Source organism: Pseudomonas versuta, from assembly GCF_001294575.1.
GTDB lineage: Bacteria > Pseudomonadota > Gammaproteobacteria > Pseudomonadales > Pseudomonadaceae > Aquipseudomonas > Aquipseudomonas versuta.
Window position 1 is genome coordinate 2,874,928 of sequence record NZ_CP012676.1, and the last position, 15,277, is coordinate 2,890,204.

At 59.3% G+C, this 15,277-nt stretch carries 16 protein-coding genes; 6 read left to right on the forward strand and 10 right to left on the reverse strand.

The window, feature by feature from the left end; all coding sequences use genetic code 11:
- Positions 1-10 precede the first annotated feature (10 nt).
- The 6 genes from flgJ to AOC04_RS12805 all read right to left on the reverse strand — a co-directional run bounded on the left by flgJ (position 11) and on the right by AOC04_RS12805 (position 6,544).
- The gene (flgJ, locus tag AOC04_RS12780; protein WP_060693898.1) at positions 11-1,264 is read right to left on the reverse strand and encodes a flagellar assembly peptidoglycan hydrolase FlgJ; all 1,254 of its coding nucleotides are present in this window, start codon (positions 1,262-1,264) and stop codon (positions 11-13) included.
- 10 nt (positions 1,265-1,274) lie between these two features.
- Positions 1,275-2,387, reverse strand: a complete 1,113-nt coding sequence (locus AOC04_RS12785) for a flagellar basal body P-ring protein FlgI (RefSeq protein WP_060693901.1) — start codon at positions 2,385-2,387, stop codon at positions 1,275-1,277.
- Between the two features lie 17 nt (positions 2,388-2,404).
- Complete coding sequence (gene flgH, locus AOC04_RS12790; RefSeq protein WP_060693903.1) at positions 2,405-3,100, reverse strand: flagellar basal body L-ring protein FlgH; 696 nt, start codon at positions 3,098-3,100, stop codon at positions 2,405-2,407.
- A 16-nt stretch (positions 3,101-3,116) separates the two neighbouring features.
- Positions 3,117-3,902: a flagellar basal-body rod protein FlgG gene (gene flgG, locus AOC04_RS12795; protein WP_060693905.1), complete on the reverse strand. Its 786-nt coding sequence runs from the start codon at positions 3,900-3,902 to the stop codon at positions 3,117-3,119.
- Positions 3,903-3,954: 52 nt separating this feature from the next.
- Positions 3,955-4,695 carry a flagellar basal body rod protein FlgF gene (locus tag AOC04_RS12800; RefSeq protein ID WP_060693907.1) on the reverse strand — a complete coding sequence of 247 codons (741 nt, stop codon included), beginning with the start codon at positions 4,693-4,695 and terminating at the stop codon, positions 3,955-3,957.
- A 292-nt stretch (positions 4,696-4,987) separates the two neighbouring features.
- Positions 4,988-6,544, reverse strand: coding sequence for a sigma-54-dependent transcriptional regulator (locus AOC04_RS12805; protein WP_060693909.1), 1,557 nt, complete (start codon positions 6,542-6,544; stop codon positions 4,988-4,990).
- A 329-nt stretch (positions 6,545-6,873) separates the two neighbouring features.
- Between AOC04_RS12805 and phhA the strand changes: the two genes are divergently transcribed.
- From phhA to AOC04_RS12825, 6 genes are all read left to right on the forward strand, one after another.
- Positions 6,874-7,665 (forward strand): phenylalanine 4-monooxygenase, encoded by a 792-nt coding sequence (gene phhA / locus AOC04_RS12810; RefSeq protein ID WP_060693911.1) that lies wholly within the window; start codon positions 6,874-6,876, stop codon positions 7,663-7,665.
- 58 nt (positions 7,666-7,723) lie between these two features.
- The gene (locus AOC04_RS12815; RefSeq protein WP_060693914.1) at positions 7,724-8,080 is read left to right on the forward strand and encodes a 4a-hydroxytetrahydrobiopterin dehydratase; all 357 of its coding nucleotides are present in this window, start codon (positions 7,724-7,726) and stop codon (positions 8,078-8,080) included.
- Positions 8,080-9,276, forward strand: a complete 1,197-nt coding sequence (locus AOC04_RS12820; RefSeq protein WP_060693917.1) for an amino acid aminotransferase — start codon at positions 8,080-8,082, stop codon at positions 9,274-9,276. The genes AOC04_RS12815 and AOC04_RS12820 overlap by 1 nt, the downstream gene beginning before the upstream one ends.
- Before the next feature lie 202 nt (positions 9,277-9,478).
- The gene (locus tag AOC04_RS24335; protein ID WP_257719949.1) at positions 9,479-9,610 is read left to right on the forward strand and encodes a hypothetical protein; all 132 of its coding nucleotides are present in this window, start codon (positions 9,479-9,481) and stop codon (positions 9,608-9,610) included.
- 84 nt (positions 9,611-9,694) lie between these two features.
- Positions 9,695-9,871, forward strand: coding sequence for a hypothetical protein (locus AOC04_RS23975; RefSeq protein ID WP_003441776.1), 177 nt, complete (start codon positions 9,695-9,697; stop codon positions 9,869-9,871).
- Positions 9,872-9,912: 41 nt separating this feature from the next.
- Entirely contained in the window at positions 9,913-11,100 is a 1,188-nt protein-coding gene (locus AOC04_RS12825) for an MFS transporter (protein ID WP_060693922.1), read from the forward strand.
- 39 nt (positions 11,101-11,139) lie between these two features.
- Here the strand turns inward: AOC04_RS12825 and arfB are convergent, their stop codons facing one another.
- The 4 genes from arfB to AOC04_RS12845 all read right to left on the reverse strand — a co-directional run bounded on the left by arfB (position 11,140) and on the right by AOC04_RS12845 (position 15,264).
- Complete coding sequence (gene arfB, locus AOC04_RS12830) at positions 11,140-11,553, reverse strand: alternative ribosome rescue aminoacyl-tRNA hydrolase ArfB (protein WP_060693924.1); 414 nt, start codon at positions 11,551-11,553, stop codon at positions 11,140-11,142.
- A gap of 90 nt (positions 11,554-11,643) precedes the next feature.
- Positions 11,644-13,065 carry an amino acid permease gene (locus AOC04_RS12835; RefSeq protein WP_060693926.1) on the reverse strand — a complete coding sequence of 474 codons (1,422 nt, stop codon included), beginning with the start codon at positions 13,063-13,065 and terminating at the stop codon, positions 11,644-11,646.
- A 660-nt stretch (positions 13,066-13,725) separates the two neighbouring features.
- Positions 13,726-14,928 carry a 23S rRNA pseudouridine(2605) synthase RluB gene (rluB, locus tag AOC04_RS12840; protein WP_060693928.1) on the reverse strand — a complete coding sequence of 401 codons (1,203 nt, stop codon included), beginning with the start codon at positions 14,926-14,928 and terminating at the stop codon, positions 13,726-13,728.
- A gap of 144 nt (positions 14,929-15,072) precedes the next feature.
- Complete coding sequence (locus AOC04_RS12845; protein ID WP_060693930.1) at positions 15,073-15,264, reverse strand: DUF1289 domain-containing protein; 192 nt, start codon at positions 15,262-15,264, stop codon at positions 15,073-15,075.
- Positions 15,265-15,277 lie beyond the last annotated feature (13 nt).

Genomic DNA, 15,277 nt, shown 5'->3' on the forward strand with positions numbered 1-15,277 from the left:
GGTTCAAACCTTATATGTGCGTGGAAGAACCCGTCGAGACGTAGCTCTGGTAGGTCTTCATTTGCTTGGCAATCTGCGAAATCTTGCTCGCGTACTCAGGGTCGGTCGCATAACCGGCCTTCTGCAACTCACGAACAAACTGCTCTGGTTTATCGGCTGCGTTCAGCACTTCTTTATAACGATTGTTGCTTTGCAGCAGCGTGACCAGGTCGTGGAAGCTGTCCTGATAGGAATCGTAAGAACGGAAGTCCGCCGTCTCCTTGACCATCTGCCCGCCCTTGAACTCACTGGTGATGGCCCGCGCCTGCGGCCCCTGCCAGCTGCCTGTGGCCTTGATGCCGAACAGGTTGTGGCTGCTGCTGCCATCCTGCTGGCGCATCACCGATTTGCCCCAGCCGGTTTCCAGCGCCGCCTGCGCCACCAGATACAGCGGATCGACGCCGATGCGGTCGGCCGCCTGCTGCGCCATCGGCAACATGGTGGCGACAAAGGCGTCCGGTGATTCGAAGGCCTGTTTGGCCGGTGCCAGTGGCGGTTGCGCCACGGCCCGTCCATAAAACTGCATCCGCCCTTGCACACCGCCTGCGCTGAGCATGGGGTGACGGCTGCCCTTGATCACGGCATCCATCGATGTGCTGGTGCGACCGGGGACGGTCCCGGTATTGAGGGTTGAGCGGGCCGGATCGGCCGAGGGCACAATCCCGGCCAGCAAGCGGTCGGTCAGTTTGTTCGGCAATGCCAGGCGACGCTGATTGAGCATTGCCACATCATTTTTATGCCCGCCTTCCACGGCAGTGGTGGCCACCCGCGAGGCCCACAACGGGCGCTGGCCGCTGGAGCGTACAAACGGGCTGGCCGCCGCCGGGGTGACCGGGGCAGGTGTTTTCACTTCAGCGCTCAAGGCAGCCGTAGCGGCCTCCCCCGGCACTGCGGGTTTGTTCTTCGACATCTGGCGCATCAACACGTCAGCCAGACCGATGCCGCCGCCCTGACGGGACAAGGTCACCGACAGTTGCTGGTCGTACATTTCCTGATACTGCTTGGCCGCGGGGGTGTTGAGCGGGTTGTCCTTGCCCAGCACTTCGTTCGCCGAGCGCATGGACTTGAGCATTTCGTTGAGGAACAGCGACTCGAATTCCTGCGCCACCTTGCGCATGTTGCCGTCACTTTCACGGTCGCCGACCTTCAGGTTGTTCAGACGATTGAGGTCGGTAAACGCCCCCGAATCGCTGCCGCTGACCAGACCGCTCTTACGCATATCCATGACGGCGGCCTCAGATCACGATCAGGTCGGCTTGCAAGGCGCCGGCCTGTTTCAGCGCTTCGAGAATCGCCATCAAGTCGCCGGGGGCCGCGCCCACCTGATTCACCGCACGCACAATCTCGTCCAGCGTGGTGCCCGGGCCGAACTTGAACATCGGCTTGGCTTCTTGCTGCGCATTGAGCCGTGAACGCGGCACGACAGCGGTCTGGCCGTTGGACAGCGGGCCCGGCTGGCTGACGATAGGGTCTTCGGTGATGGTCACGGTCAGGCTGCCGTGGGTCACGGCCGCAGGCGAAACCTTGACGTTCTGGCCGATCACTATGGTGCCGGTGCGCGAGTTGATGATGACCTTGGCCACCGCCTGTCCCGGATCGACTTCGAGGTTTTCCAGGATCGACAGGTAGTCGACACGCTGGCTGGGGTCCAGTGGCGCAGTAACCCGCACCGAGCCGCCATCAATTGCCTGGGCGACGCCGGGGCCGAGCAAGTCGTTGATCTTGTCGACCACGCGCTTGGCGGTGGTGAAGTCGGAGCGATTGAGGTTCAGGGTCAGGCTGTTGCCCTGATTGAAACCGCTCGGCACCGCACGCTCTACCGACGCACCACCGGGAATGCGCCCGGCAGAAGGAACGTTGACGGTGATCTTCGAACCATCACGGCCTTCGGCATCGAATCCGCCCACCACCAGGTTGCCCTGGGCGACTGCGTAAACGTTGCCATCGATACCCTTGAGCGGTGTAAGCAGCAGCGTGCCGCCGCGCAGGCTTTTGGAGTTGCCGATGGAGGAAACGGTGATGTCGATCACCTGCCCCGGCTTGGCAAACGCGGGCAAGTCGGCACTGATGGACACGGCAGCAACGTTTTTCAGCTGCACGTTACCCGAGCCAGGCGGCACCTTGATCCCGAACTGCGAGAGCATGTTGTTGAACGTCTGCAGGGTGAACGGGGTTTGGGTGGTCTGGTCGCCTGTGCCATTGAGCCCGACCACCAGGCCATAACCAATCAATTGGTTGGAGCGCACGCCTGAAATGCTGGCGATGTCCTTCAACCGCTCGGCGTGAACGCCCAGGGTGGTCGACATCAGCAGTACGGCTGCCAGCAAATGCTTGAGATGGGCGGTCATCACTAAATGGACTCTTTTTAGAAAGGAAACAGCGGGCTAAGGAAGAAGCGGTCAAACCAGCCCGGCTGACTGGCATCGGCAAACGAGCCGGTACCCGAGTAGGTAATGCGCGCATCGGCCACGCGGGTCGAGGACACGGTGTTATCGGTGCTGATGTCATCGGCCCGCACCAGGCCGGCAATGCGCACCAGTTCATCGCCGGTGTTGAGGGTCATCCACTTCTCGCCGCGTACCGCGATGATGCCGTTGGGCAATACATCGGCCACGGTCACCGTGACCGAACCGGTGAGGCTGTTGCCCTGCCCGGCCTTGCTGTCGCCCTTGGTCGCGCGGCTGCCGCTGTAACCGGCATTGAGGCTCAGATCACCACTGCCCAGCGGGTTATTAGTGGTCAGGCCGCCGCCAAACAATGAGGTCAGACCGATGCTGGTGTTGCTGTTTTTGCCGATTGCCGAGTTGGCGTTTTTGCTCGCCTGAGTTTTCTCGTTCAGGGTAATGGTGATGATGTCACCAATGCGAAAGGCCTTGCGGTCGCTATACAGGTTCTGTTCAAAGCCTGCCTGGTAAATCGAGCCGTTGTTGGCCGCTGCCGGCAGCGGAGTACGCGGCAGGACAGGGGCGTAATACGGGTCGTTGGGCCGTGGTGGCGGGCTGACGCATCCCGCCACGAAGGTGACGGCGCCCAATGCCAGAACTGAACAAAAACGTTTCATGACTGCTCCTGCGTAATTACAGATTTTGCGTAACAAACGACAACATCTGGTCGGCGGTGGAGATCACTTTGGAGTTCATCTCGTAGGCGCGCTGGGTGGTGATCATGTTGACCATTTCTTCCACGGTGCTGACGTTCGAGGTTTCCAGCGTGCTTTGCATCGTGGTGCCAAAACCGTTGAGGCCCGGGGTACCGATTTGCGGCGCGCCACTGGACGCGGTTTCCAGGAACAGGTTGCCGCCCTGGGACTGCAAACCGGCCGGGTTGATGAAGTCAGCGGTCTGTACGTTACCGATCACTTGCGCGGCCGGGTTGCCGGCAATCGTCACCGACACGGTGCCGTCCTGGCCAACGGTGAACGTCTGGGCATCGGCCGGCACCACAATCGCCGGCTCCAGGGCAAAGCCGCTGGCGGTGACGATCTGGCCGTTGGCGTCCAGGTGAAAGGTACCGTCGCGGCTGTAGGCCGTGGTGCCGTCCGGCTGCATGATCTGGAAAAATCCACGGCCATTGATCGCCATGTCCAGCGGCTGGTCGGTGGTTTGCAAGCTGCCTGCCGTGAAGTTCTTTTGCGTGCCGACGATGCGCACCCCGGTGCCTACCTGCAGGCCCGACGGCAGTTCGCTGTCCTGGGTCGACTGGGCGCCAGGCTGGCGTTTGATCTGGTACAGCAAGTCCTGAAATTCGGCACGATCACGTTTGAAACCGGTGGTCGAGACGTTGGCCAGGTTGTTGGAAATGGTGGTCAGGTTGGTGTCTTGTGCAGCCAAACCTGTTTTTGCAACCCACAGTGCCGGAAGCATGGTGCTCTCCTCGCGCGCCGTTCAGGGCGCTGCGTTTAAGTAATTGGCCGAGTTAGCTCATTGCCAGGACGCGGGTCATGGCCTGGTCGTCTTCTTTGGCGGTGTTCATCATTTTGATATGCAGTTCGAACTGCTTGGACAGGGCCAGCACCGAGGTCATTTCGTCGACGGCATTGACGTTGCTCGCCTCCAGAAACCCCGAGACCACACGCACGTTGGCGTCGGCCTGGGCCGGCTTGCCGTCGTTGGTGTGGATCATGCCGTCCAGGCCCTTGCTCATGGTTTTGAGGTCCGGCTGGACCAGCTTGATGCGGTCCACTTGCGCCATCACCCGCGGGCCTTCGCCCATGGCACGGATGGAGATGGTGCCGTCTTCACCGACTTCGATTTTTTGCTCCGGCGGCACGGCAATCGGCCCGCCATTGCCCATGACCGGCATGCCATTGCCAGCACGCAGAATGCCCAGGGCATCCACATTCATGCTCGCGGTACGCACATAGGCTTCACTGCCGTCGGGAGATTGCACGGCCATCCAGCCATCACCGGCCACGGCCACATCCAGGTCGCGCCCGGTTTCAATCATGGCGCCAGGGCTGAAATCGGTGGCAGGGCGCTCGGTCAGCGCATAGGCACGGGCTGGAAAGCTGTCACCAAACACCGGCATCGAGCGGGCCTGCTCCAGGTCCCGTTGAAAACCGTTGGTCGAGATGTTCGCCAGATTGTTGGCATGAGCCTTCTGCGCCAGTGCGTTCTGGCTGGCGCCGGTCATTGCCACATAAAGGTACTTGTCCACAGTCTTTCCTCTGTCTGACGGACGCTTGCCGCCCACCGCTGTACTGCAGAGCATCTAGCAATTTGCGCACCAACTTTTTTTTGACGCGGGTAATGGCCGCGCAGCGGGGCCTGGAGGCTTGTGTGGAGGCGGGAAAGGAAAGATTGAAGACGTAAAAACGGCGCTATTGTGCCGGTAGCGGCAAGGCATGGCCTGTGCTGTCAAATGCGCCGCTGTTGCCGGCAAGCCGGCTCCTGCAGGGATGGTGCAATTCACACACATCATGTGGGAGCCGGCTTGCCGGCGATTGGGTCTAAGCCGGCTTGATAATGTCGTACTCGCGCAGTTTGTTGGCGATGGTGGTGTGGGAGACCCCCAGCCGCTTGCCCAATAACCGGCTGCTCGGATGCTCGGAATACAGTTGCTCCAGCACCGCCTTTTCGAAACGCCCGACGATCTGCTCCAACCCGCCTTCCAGCGAAAACTCGCCCAGCGGCTGGCGCACGCCGTAGTCCGGCAGGCGGATATGCTCGGCCTTGACCACTCCGCCATCGCACAAAGAAACCGCCTGAAACAATACGTTTTCCAATTGCCGTACGTTGCCCGGCCAGTGGTAGTGGCTCAAGCGGCTCAGGGCCGCAGGCGCCAGACGCGGCAACGGACAACCGATTTGCCGGCTGGCCTGATCCAGGAAATGCTCGATCAAAGGCTCCAGCCCGTCCAGACAATCGCGCAAGGGCGGAATGTGCAGCGACAGCACGTTAAGCCGGTGGTAAAGGTCCTGGCGGAACTCGCCGCGAGCACACAACTCGGACAAGTCGACCTGGGTGGCGCACATCACCCGCACATCGAGGTACACCTCTTCATCACTGCCTACACGCCGAAAGCAGCCGTCCTGCAAGAAGCGCAGCAACTTGACCTGCAGACGCGGGCTCATCTCTCCGACGCCATCGAGAAATAGCGTACCGCCCGATGTCAACTCCAGCAGGCCGAGCTTGCCTTCGGCCCGTGCGCCCTCAAAGGCACCGGGGCCATAACCGAACAATTCGGTTTCAGCCATCGATTCAGGCAGACCGGCGCAGTTGAGCGCCATCAGCGGCGATTGTCCGCGCGGGCTGGCCAGGTGGCAGGCGCGGGCCAGCAGCTCCTTGCCGGTGCCGGTTTCCCCTTCTATTAATAGAGGAGCATCGAGCGGTGCCATGCGCCGCGCCTCACGCACCACCGCAGCCATGACTTTAGAGCTTTGGAAGATGCTGTCGAAACCGCGCAGTTCCTGTTTGCGCACGTTGTAGATCTGCTCGCCTACGCGGTCAGCACGATGCAGGGTCAGGACCGCGCCGGCCATGGCCTCGCTGTCATCGTGCTCCAGCTGCAACGGGGCGATATCGGCCAGAAACACATCGCCTTTAATCTTGACCCGCAGGCCGTTGATCCGCGACTTGTTGGCGCGCACCAGCTCGGGCAGGTCAAAATCTTCGGCGTAGCGCGACAGGGCAATCCCCGGCACTTCATCCACCCGCACTCCCAGCAACTGGGCAGCGGCACGGTTGGCGGCCACGATGCTGCCGGCCATATCGATGGACAACACCGGAAACTCCAGAGCCCCAAGCAAGGCATTGAGTTCCATGTGCCTGCGCTCGCTGGGCATCAAGCCCACACGCTTGACCCCGAAGACCCCGGCGATGGTTTCGAACTTCGGACGCAGCGCCTGGAACTGCAGGTTGATCAGGTTCGGGCAGTACAGATAGATCGCGTTGCCCTGGTCGCCCCCCACTTCGCCGCGCTTGACGTTAATGCCGTAGGCAACCAGCAGGTTAAGGATGTCGCGAAGGATGCCAATCCGGTTTTGGCAGTGAACTTTGATACGCATGGGGCAAGGCTCGGGGCAAATAAGGTGGCAGGGGCCAATGGTGGAAGCCGGCTTGCTGGCCAATAGCGCGAATGCATCGCCAGGCCGGTTCCCACAGGGGTAAAGATTGACCAACCGATCATTTCATCGTCACGATTATTTGACAGTTTTGCCGCCACATACTCAGGAGTGGCGGCTCAAGCACACAATCGTAACGAATACTTTACGAATCAGCCGCATCATCCCAGTATTGCTGGCTTTAGGCTAGGGGCATGAAAAATTCAAATGGGGTATCACTAGGGCATCGCAACAAACCGAATAATAAAAACGATTTCATTGCGGAGAGCCCCATGAAGCAAACGAAATACGTCGCCCGCGAGCCGGATGCCAACGGTTTTATCGACTACACGCCTGAAGAACACGGGGTGTGGAATACATTGATTACCCGCCAGCTGAAACTGCTGGAAGGCCGTGCCTGCCCCGAATACATGGAAGGCATCGAAAAACTCGGCCTGCCCCACGACCGCATTCCACAACTGAGCGAAATTAACCAGATATTGGCCGCCACCACCGGCTGGCAAGTTGCCCGCGTTCCTGCGCTCATTCCGTTTCAGACCTTCTTTGAATTGCTCGCCAACAAGCAATTCCCGGTAGCGACCTTTATTCGCACCCCTGAAGAGCTGGATTACCTGCAAGAGCCGGATATTTTCCACGAGATTTTTGGCCACTGCCCGCTGCTGACCAACCCCTGGTTCGCCGAGTTCACCCACACCTACGGCAAGCTCGGCCTGCAGGCATCCAAGGAGCAGCGCGTGTATCTGGCCCGCCTGTACTGGATGACCATCGAGTTCGGGCTGGTCGACACCCCGCAAGGCAAGCGCATTTACGGCGGCGGAATTCTCTCATCGCCCAAAGAAACGGTTTACAGCTTGTCGGCAGAGCCTGAACATCAGGCCTTCGATCCGCTGGAAGCCATGCGCACGCCGTATCGCATCGACATTCTGCAGCCGCTGTATTTTGTCCTGCCGGACTTGAAGCGACTGTTTGATCTGGCCCACGAGGACATCATGGGCATGGTCGAAAAAGGCATGACCATGGGCTTGCACGCGCCCAAGTTCCCGCCGAGGCCTAAAGCGGCTTGACCGGCCTTTTTGAACATTTCTTTTACACAAGAAGAACAACTGACTTCAGGAATACACCATGAACACACTGAACCAAGCCCACTGCGAAGCCTGCCGCGCCGATGCTCCACAAGTCAGCGATGAAGAGTTGCCGATCCTGATCAAACAGATCCCGGACTGGAATATCGAAGTTCGCGACGGCGTCATGCAACTGGAAAAGGTTTTTCTGTTCAAGAACTTCAAATTTGCCCTGGCCTTTACCAACGCCGTGGGTGAAATCGCTGAAGCCGAAGGTCATCACCCGGGCCTGCTCACCGAGTGGGGCAAAGTGACCGTGACCTGGTGGAGCCACTCGATCAAAGGCCTGCACCGCAATGATTTCATCATGGCCGCACGCACTGACGACGTGGCGAAAACCGCTGAGGGCCGCAAGTAATGCACTTCGCAGGCATTGGTCGGGTCCCCGGCGACCCGATTCTGGGGTTGATGGACGCCTACAACCAGGACCCCAACCCGAACAAGTTCGACCTGGGCGTGGGTGTCTATAAAGATGCCAATGGCCTGACGCCGATCCTGGAATCGGTGAAAAAGGCGGAACAGCGCCTGGTGGACCAGCAGCAAACCAAAACCTATATCGGCGGCCATGGTGACAGCCGTTTCGGCCAACTGATCAGCGAGCTGGTGTTGGGTGCCGAGTCGCCGTTACTGGCAGCCGGGCGTGCAGGTGCCACCCAGACGCCAGGCGGTACCGGTGCCCTGCGCCTGAGCGCAGACTTTATCGCGCAATGCCTGCCGGGCCGCGGAATCTGGCTGAGCGATCCGACCTGGCCGATACACGAAACCATCTTTGCCGCCGCGGGCCTGAAAATCAGCCATTACCCGTATGTGGGCAACGACAACAAGCTGGACGTTGCCGCCATGCTTGCCGCGCTTGAGCAGGCACCCAATGGCGACGTGGTGCTGCTGCACGCCTGCTGCCACAACCCGACCGGGTTTGACCTGTCGCGAGCTGACTGGCTGCAAGTACTGGAAGTGGTGCGCCGGCGCGAACTGTTGCCGCTGATCGACTTTGCTTATCAAGGGTTCGGCGACGGGCTGGAAGACGATGCATGGTCTACCCGCCTGTTCGTAAGCGAATTGCCGGAAGTACTGATCACCAGCTCCTGCTCGAAAAACTTCGGCCTGTATCGTGAGCGCGTTGGCGCCTTGATCGTGTGCGCCCACGATGCCGAAAAGCTGACTGATATACGCAGCCAGCTGGCTTATCTGGCCCGCAATCTCTGGTCCAACCCGCCGGACCATGGCGCGGCGGTAGTGGCGACCATTCTGGGCGATGCAAAGCTCAAACAGCAGTGGGCCGCAGAAGTAGAGGCCATGCGCAGCCGTATCGCGCAATTGCGCAGCGGGCTGGTTGAGGCATTAACCCCGTTCGGTCTGGCGGAGCACTTTGCCCACATCAATGCGCAACGCGGGATGTTTTCTTACACCGGCCTGACGGCCGAGCAAGTGCAATTGCTGCGTGAAAAGCACAGCGTGTACATGGTCGGCTCAGGACGCGCCAACATGGCCGGGGTCGATGGCACACGCCTGGGCCTGCTGGCCAAGGCCATTGCGCAGGTGTGTACCCGCTAGCCCCACTCACTGTAGGAGCGAGCTTGCTCGCGAGCTCTTCGTTGCCGCGTTGAAAAGCTCGCTCCTACAGTTTCTGGCCGGGACAACGAAAAAATGAAAAGTTCGACATAATCCCCGCCAGACCCAATAAAAAGACAAATTGTCACACTTCGTCCTGTATCCTTAGCAAGCTACTTAAACACACCTTGCGAGGAGCGCGACGATGCACGAAATCCCAAACCTCCCCTTCCCAAGCCTGCAAGAAACTCAGCAGCCAATCCCGGAACACACCAGTGGCGAAAACCCCGCACTGGAAGAGGCCTCTGAAAGCCTCATGGCCGACAGCGAAGACTGACGGCTTCATCAGTCGGTGTGAAAAAGCATTGGTTTTTTCACACCGACTGACACAATCGCTCCACCCCCCTCCCAGGAATACAGCGTGACCGATACCTTCAGCGAAACCCAAGCCAGCGTTTTGATCGGCACCGCCGAGAAAATGATCGTCCTGTGGGAGCGCCTTACCCCAGAGAAGCAAGCCACCTTGCTCAAACGTTTTGGCACCAAGGAAAACGCCCTGGCCGCCTTGATCGCGACACAACTGGTTGCGCCGCTATAATCAATCCGCACCCAACCGCACCCCCGCAGGACCCCTACCCCATGCCTGAAACACAGCGTCCAATGGCGATCACGCTACAAGTGGTTTCCATCGTTCTGTTTACCTTTATCGGCTATATGAACATCGGCATTCCGCTGGCTGTCTTGCCCGGATACGTACACAACCACCTGGGCTACGGCACGGTCATCGCCGGCCTGGTGATCAGCGTGCAATATCTGGCCACGCTGCTGAGCCGTCCTTATGCCAGCCGCATCATCGACAATCGCGGCAGCAAGCGCGCCGTAATGTATGGCCTGGCAGGCTGCGGCCTGAGTGGCGTGCTGATGCTCGCATCCACCTGGACCGCGGCCATGCCGGCGCTGAGCCTGACCTGCCTGCTGATCGGCCGGCTGGTGCTGGGCAGCGCTGAAAGCCTGGTGGGTTCCGGCTCCATCGGCTGGGGCATTGGCCGGGTCGGGGCGCAAAACACTGCCAAGGTGATTTCCTGGAATGGCATCGCCAGTTATGGCGCCATCGCCATCGGCGCCCCGCTGGGCGTGCTGATGGTCAGCCACTGGGGCATGTGGAGCATGGGCGCAAGCATTATTGCCCTGGCTACAATCGGCCTGCTACTGGCCTGGCCCAAACGGGCAGCGCCGATTGTCAGCGGCGTGCGCCTGCCGTTCCTGCATGTGCTGGGCCGCGTCTTGCCCCATGGCGCGGGTCTGGCGCTGGGTTCGATCGGCTTTGGCACCATCGCTACCTTCATCACCCTGTACTACGCGACCAATCACTGGGAAAACGCCGTACTGTGCCTGAGCCTGTTTGGCGCCAGCTTTATCGGTGCGCGACTGCTGTTCGGCAACCTGATCAACCGCATTGGCGGCTTTCGGGTGGCGATTGCTTGCCTGAGCGTCGAGACCCTGGGGCTGTTGTTGCTATGGCTGGCGCCCAACCCTGAGCTGGCACTGGCAGGCGCAGCACTCAGTGGTTTCGGCTTCTCGCTGGTATTCCCGGCACTGGGGGTTGAAGCGGTCAATCTAGTGCCGGCCTCCAGCCGTGGCGCGGCAGTGGGCGCCTACTCGCTGTTTATCGACCTGTCACTGGGCATTACCGGCCCTCTGGTGGGTGCCGTGGCTGCAGGCTTTGGCTTTGCCTCGATCTTTTTGTTCGCGGCAATGGCGGCGTTCAGCGGGTTGTTGCTGAGTGTTTATCTGTATCGCCAGGCCAAGCGTTTAAGGCCCGCGTAAAGACTGCAGGCGCTCGCTCCTGCATAGATACAGGTGGTGTCAGAAATCTACCTTGCCGCGCCCGGCCTTGATGCTGCCACGCTTGGTCTTGGACTCCAGACGCCGTTTTTTCGAGCCTAAAGTCGGCTTGGTGGGACGGCGTTTTTTCTCGACTTTGGTGGCGCTGATGATCAATTCCACCAAACGCTCCAGTGCATCTGCCCGGTTCTGTTCCTGAGTGCGGTATTGCTGGGCCTTGATGATCAGCACGCCATCAGTGGTGATCCGGCTGTCACGCAATGCCAGCAGGCGCTCCTTATAGAACGGCGGCAAGGACGAGTTGGCAATGTCGAAGCGCAAGTGCATGGCGCTCGAGACTTTATTGACGTTCTGCCCGCCTGCGCCTTGAGCACGAATGGCTGTGAGTTCGATTTCGTTGTCGGGAATATGAACGTTGTTGGAAATCACCAGCATCAAAAATAGGTCCGTCTTCAGGGCCTGCAGGATACCCCACAAACCACAAACCCGGCGCAATGGCCGGGCTTGTGGGGTGTATCGCTCAGCTTATTTGGCAGCTGAACTGCAAGCCGCAGTCGTTGCCTGCAACGCGCGCTTGTTCTTGATCAGGTAGCACAGCCACATAAAGGCTACCCACACCGGAATCGCATACACCGAAACGCGAATGCCGGGGATCAGCAACATGATCACCAGAATGAACGCTACGAACGCCAGGCAGATGTAGTTGCCGTATGGATACCACAGTGCCTTGAACAGCGGCGTTTGCGCAGTCTTGTCCATGTGCTGGCGGAACTTGAAGTGCGAGAAGCTGATCATCGCCCAGTTGATCACCAGCGTGGCCACTACCAGCGACATCAACAGCTCCAGCGCGTCGTGGGGCATCAGGTAGTTGAGCAGAACCGCAATCACCGTTACCGCAGCCGAGGCCAGAATCGAGTTGACCGGCACGCCGCGCTTGTCGATTTTAGACAGCACTTTCGGGGCATCGCCCTGCTGCGCCATGCCCAACAACATGCGGCTGTTGCAGTAGGTGCCGCTGTTGTAAACCGACAATGCCGCGGTCAGCACCACAAAGTTGAGGATGTGCGCAGCGGTGTTGCTGCCCAGCATCGAGAACACTTGCACGAACGGGCTGCTGCTGTAGCTGTCGCCACCGGCATTCAGGGTTTCCAGCAGCGAGTCCCATGGGGTCAGGGACAGCAGAACCACCAGGGCGCCGATGTAGAAAATCAGGATGCGGTAGATCACCTGATTGATCGCCTTGGGGATTACGGTACGCGGCTTGTCGGCTTCTGCGGCGGTAAAACCGAGCATTTCCAGGCCGCCGAAGGAGAACATGATAAAGGCCATGGCCATTACCAGACCGGTGATGCCGTGGGGGAAGAATCCGCCGTGCTCCCACAGGTTGCTCACCGATGCCTGAGGACCACCGCTGCCGCTGACCAGCAAATAGCTGCCCAGCGCGATCATGCCGACAATGGCCACCACCTTGATGATCGCGAACCAGAACTCGGCCTCGCCAAACACTTTGACGTTGGTCAGGTTGATGACGTTGATCAGGACGAAGAAGGCAGCCGCCGACGCCCAGGTCGGGATCTCGGGCCACCAGTAGTGTACATACTTGCCGACCGCAGTCAGCTCCGACATGCCCACCAGGATATACAGCACCCAGCAGTTCCAGCCCGACATGAAGCCGGCGAAACCGCCCCAGTACTTATGGGCAAAGTGGCTGAAAGAACCGGCAACCGGTTCTTCGACGATCATTTCGCCAAGCTGGCGCATGATCATGAAGGCAATAAAGCCGCAGATCGCATACCCCAGAATCATTGACGGGCCGGCCGATTTCAGTACCCCGGCAGAACCGAGAAACAGGCCGGTACCAATCGCGCCACCAAGGGCAATCAGCTGGATATGACGATTTTTCAGGCCGCGTTTAAGCTCGCCCGAATGCGAGGTTTGTCCACTCATTGAAAGGGTCCCACACAAGGTTTGATGTGATTCAGTGCGTTGTAACGTGAGCACCAGAGGCAGTGATCGAAAGGTCTACAACACAAATCAAACCCCAGCGCAGACGCCAGGAATCCAAGGTTGTTTCACGAGTCATGCGTCACCTGTTTGTTTTTATCTGTGACGGAATCGAACCCGCAACGCTTGTGGCATTGCGGAATTAACAAGGCGGGTTAGCCTCGAAGTTTTGGCCCATCGGCCTATCGCCGGTGAAGCGCAAAATGCGCGGGTACGCAATTGGGTCACAGTTAAAACGCGGCGCATTGTACACCCGCACGTAGGCAAGATCCCATCACACCGCTCTTGGCAACACTAAACAAGCCAGCTTTTTGCCGAAAATGGGGCGAACGGTGTTTTTTACGGAAAGTTTTCGTTACACCAAGCCTGATTTAGCAACGCCGCGCCCATAACCCTTTGAATTTGTGGCATTCACTTTACGAGGCGTAACGAAATCTTTCCATTTTAAAACCATTATCTGCAGGCGCATCTTTGCCTTGCGATTGCAAAGGTCAAAAGATCGCGAGACAAGCTCGCTCCTACAGAATCCTCGGTTTATTGCGGGCATAAAAAAACGCCAACCCGAAGGATTGGCGTTTTTTGTACCGCGTTAAACGTTAACGCTTACTGCGGCTTGCGACGACCGAAGCCTGGACGCTGACCCGAGCCGGCCGGTGCGCCACGGCGCTTGCCCGACGGTGCATCGTCGACCAGCTTGGGGCCCGAACGGGTTGGCTTGGGCTTGCCAGGGCGCTTGTTCATTTCGCTCGGACGCTCTGCAACCGGAGCACCGCGACCCGCAGGTACACGGTCGGTGCGACCGGCCGGCTTGCGCGCAGGACGGGCAGCTTCATCACGGGCAGGACGCGCCGGGCGCTCGCCTTCGATGTGCGGCTGACGCGCTGGACGCGGTGCCAGTGGTGCACCTTCAGCTGGACGCAGGGTGCGGGCAACGCGATCGGTGCGCGCGACAGGACGCGACGATTTGCGCTGCATACGCTCAAGCTTGTCTTTGCTCTTGGCGTTCATCTGCGGCATGGCAACCGGCGTGAGGCCCACTTCAGCACTGAGGATATCAACCTCGAACTGGCTCATTTCGCGCCAGCGACCCATCGGCAGGTCGGAGTTGAGGAACACCGGACCGAAACGCACGCGCTTCAGGCGGCTGACCACCAGGCCCTGGGATTCCCACAGACGACGCACTTCACGGTTACGGCCTTCCATCACTACGCAGTGGTACCAATGGTTGAAGCCTTCGCCGCCCGGAGCCTGCTTGATGTCGGTAAAGCGCGCCGGGCCGTCTTCCAGCACAACGCCGGCCTTGAGGCGCTCGATCATCTCGTCATCCACTTCGCCACGTACACGTACCGCGTATTCACGGTCCATCTCGTAGGAAGGGTGCATCAGGCGGTTAGCCAGTTCACCGTCAGTGGTGAACATCAGCAAGCCGGTGGTGTTGATGTCCAGTCGACCGATGTTGATCCAGCGGCCTTCTTTGGGACGCGGCAGTTTGTCGAACACGGTCGGACGGCCTTCAGGGTCGTCACGGGTGCAGATTTCGCCGTCGGGCTTGTTGTACATGATCACGCGGCGAACCGATTCGGCTGCTTCTTCACGCTTGATCACTTTGCCATCGATGGAAATGGCGTCATGCAGGTCTACACGCAGACCCAGGGTTGCATCCTTGCCATTGACCTTGATCCGGCCCTGGCTGATCCAACTCTCTACGTCGCGACGCGAACCCACGCCAATACGGGCGAGAACTTTTTGCAGTTTTTCGCCTGCTGGGCCAATTTCCTGGCTGTCTTTAGGGTCTAGATCACTCATCTGGGCACCTCCCGGTGTGTCAACTCAGGCCAAGCCTGAGGTGTTGAAAATGGGGTCTCTCGGCTCGAGCGAGCGTTTGAGGGTCGCGAATCATACGCTGATGTGGCGCAATACGCATCAAAGCCTGGCCATGAACTGTCAGTCTTATTTCTTTTTCCGCCGACCGGTGGCCTCCAGGGCCAACAACCGCAGGGCCGACTCGGCCAGCACGATGCGTTTATCGTCCTTGTCGAGCTTCTTCCAGGCCCTGATTTCACGCTTGGTACGACCGCAGCCAATGCAGATATCGTCGTTGAACTTACAAATATCGATGCAGGGGTCTTTGGTTGAACTCATAAAAAGGCCTCGT

Excerpts from the sequence above, each read along its gene's own strand:
- flgJ (WP_060693898.1), bottom strand. The coding sequence starts at position 1,264 with ATGGATATGCGTAAGAGCGGTCTGGTCAGCGGCAGCGATTCGGGGGCG.
- AOC04_RS12785 (WP_060693901.1), bottom strand. The coding sequence starts at position 2,387 with ATGACCGCCCATCTCAAGCATTTGCTGGCAGCCGTACTGCTGATGTCG.
- flgH (WP_060693903.1), bottom strand. The coding sequence starts at position 3,100 with ATGAAACGTTTTTGTTCAGTTCTGGCATTGGGCGCCGTCACCTTCGTG.
- flgG (WP_060693905.1), bottom strand. The coding sequence starts at position 3,902 with ATGCTTCCGGCACTGTGGGTTGCAAAAACAGGTTTGGCTGCACAAGAC.
- AOC04_RS12805 (WP_060693909.1), bottom strand. The coding sequence starts at position 6,544 with ATGCGTATCAAAGTTCACTGCCAAAACCGGATTGGCATCCTTCGCGAC.
- phhA (WP_060693911.1), top strand. The coding sequence starts at position 6,874 with ATGAAGCAAACGAAATACGTCGCCCGCGAGCCGGATGCCAACGGTTTT.
- AOC04_RS12815 (WP_060693914.1), top strand. The coding sequence starts at position 7,724 with ATGAACACACTGAACCAAGCCCACTGCGAAGCCTGCCGCGCCGATGCT.
- AOC04_RS12820 (WP_060693917.1), top strand. The coding sequence starts at position 8,080 with ATGCACTTCGCAGGCATTGGTCGGGTCCCCGGCGACCCGATTCTGGGG.
- AOC04_RS24335 (WP_257719949.1), top strand. The coding sequence starts at position 9,479 with ATGCACGAAATCCCAAACCTCCCCTTCCCAAGCCTGCAAGAAACTCAG.
- AOC04_RS12825 (WP_060693922.1), top strand. The coding sequence starts at position 9,913 with ATGCCTGAAACACAGCGTCCAATGGCGATCACGCTACAAGTGGTTTCC.
- arfB (WP_060693924.1), bottom strand. The coding sequence starts at position 11,553 with ATGCTGGTGATTTCCAACAACGTTCATATTCCCGACAACGAAATCGAA.
- AOC04_RS12835 (WP_060693926.1), bottom strand. The coding sequence starts at position 13,065 with ATGAGTGGACAAACCTCGCATTCGGGCGAGCTTAAACGCGGCCTGAAA.
- rluB (WP_060693928.1), bottom strand. The coding sequence starts at position 14,928 with ATGAGTGATCTAGACCCTAAAGACAGCCAGGAAATTGGCCCAGCAGGC.
- AOC04_RS12845 (WP_060693930.1), bottom strand. The coding sequence starts at position 15,264 with ATGAGTTCAACCAAAGACCCCTGCATCGATATTTGTAAGTTCAACGAC.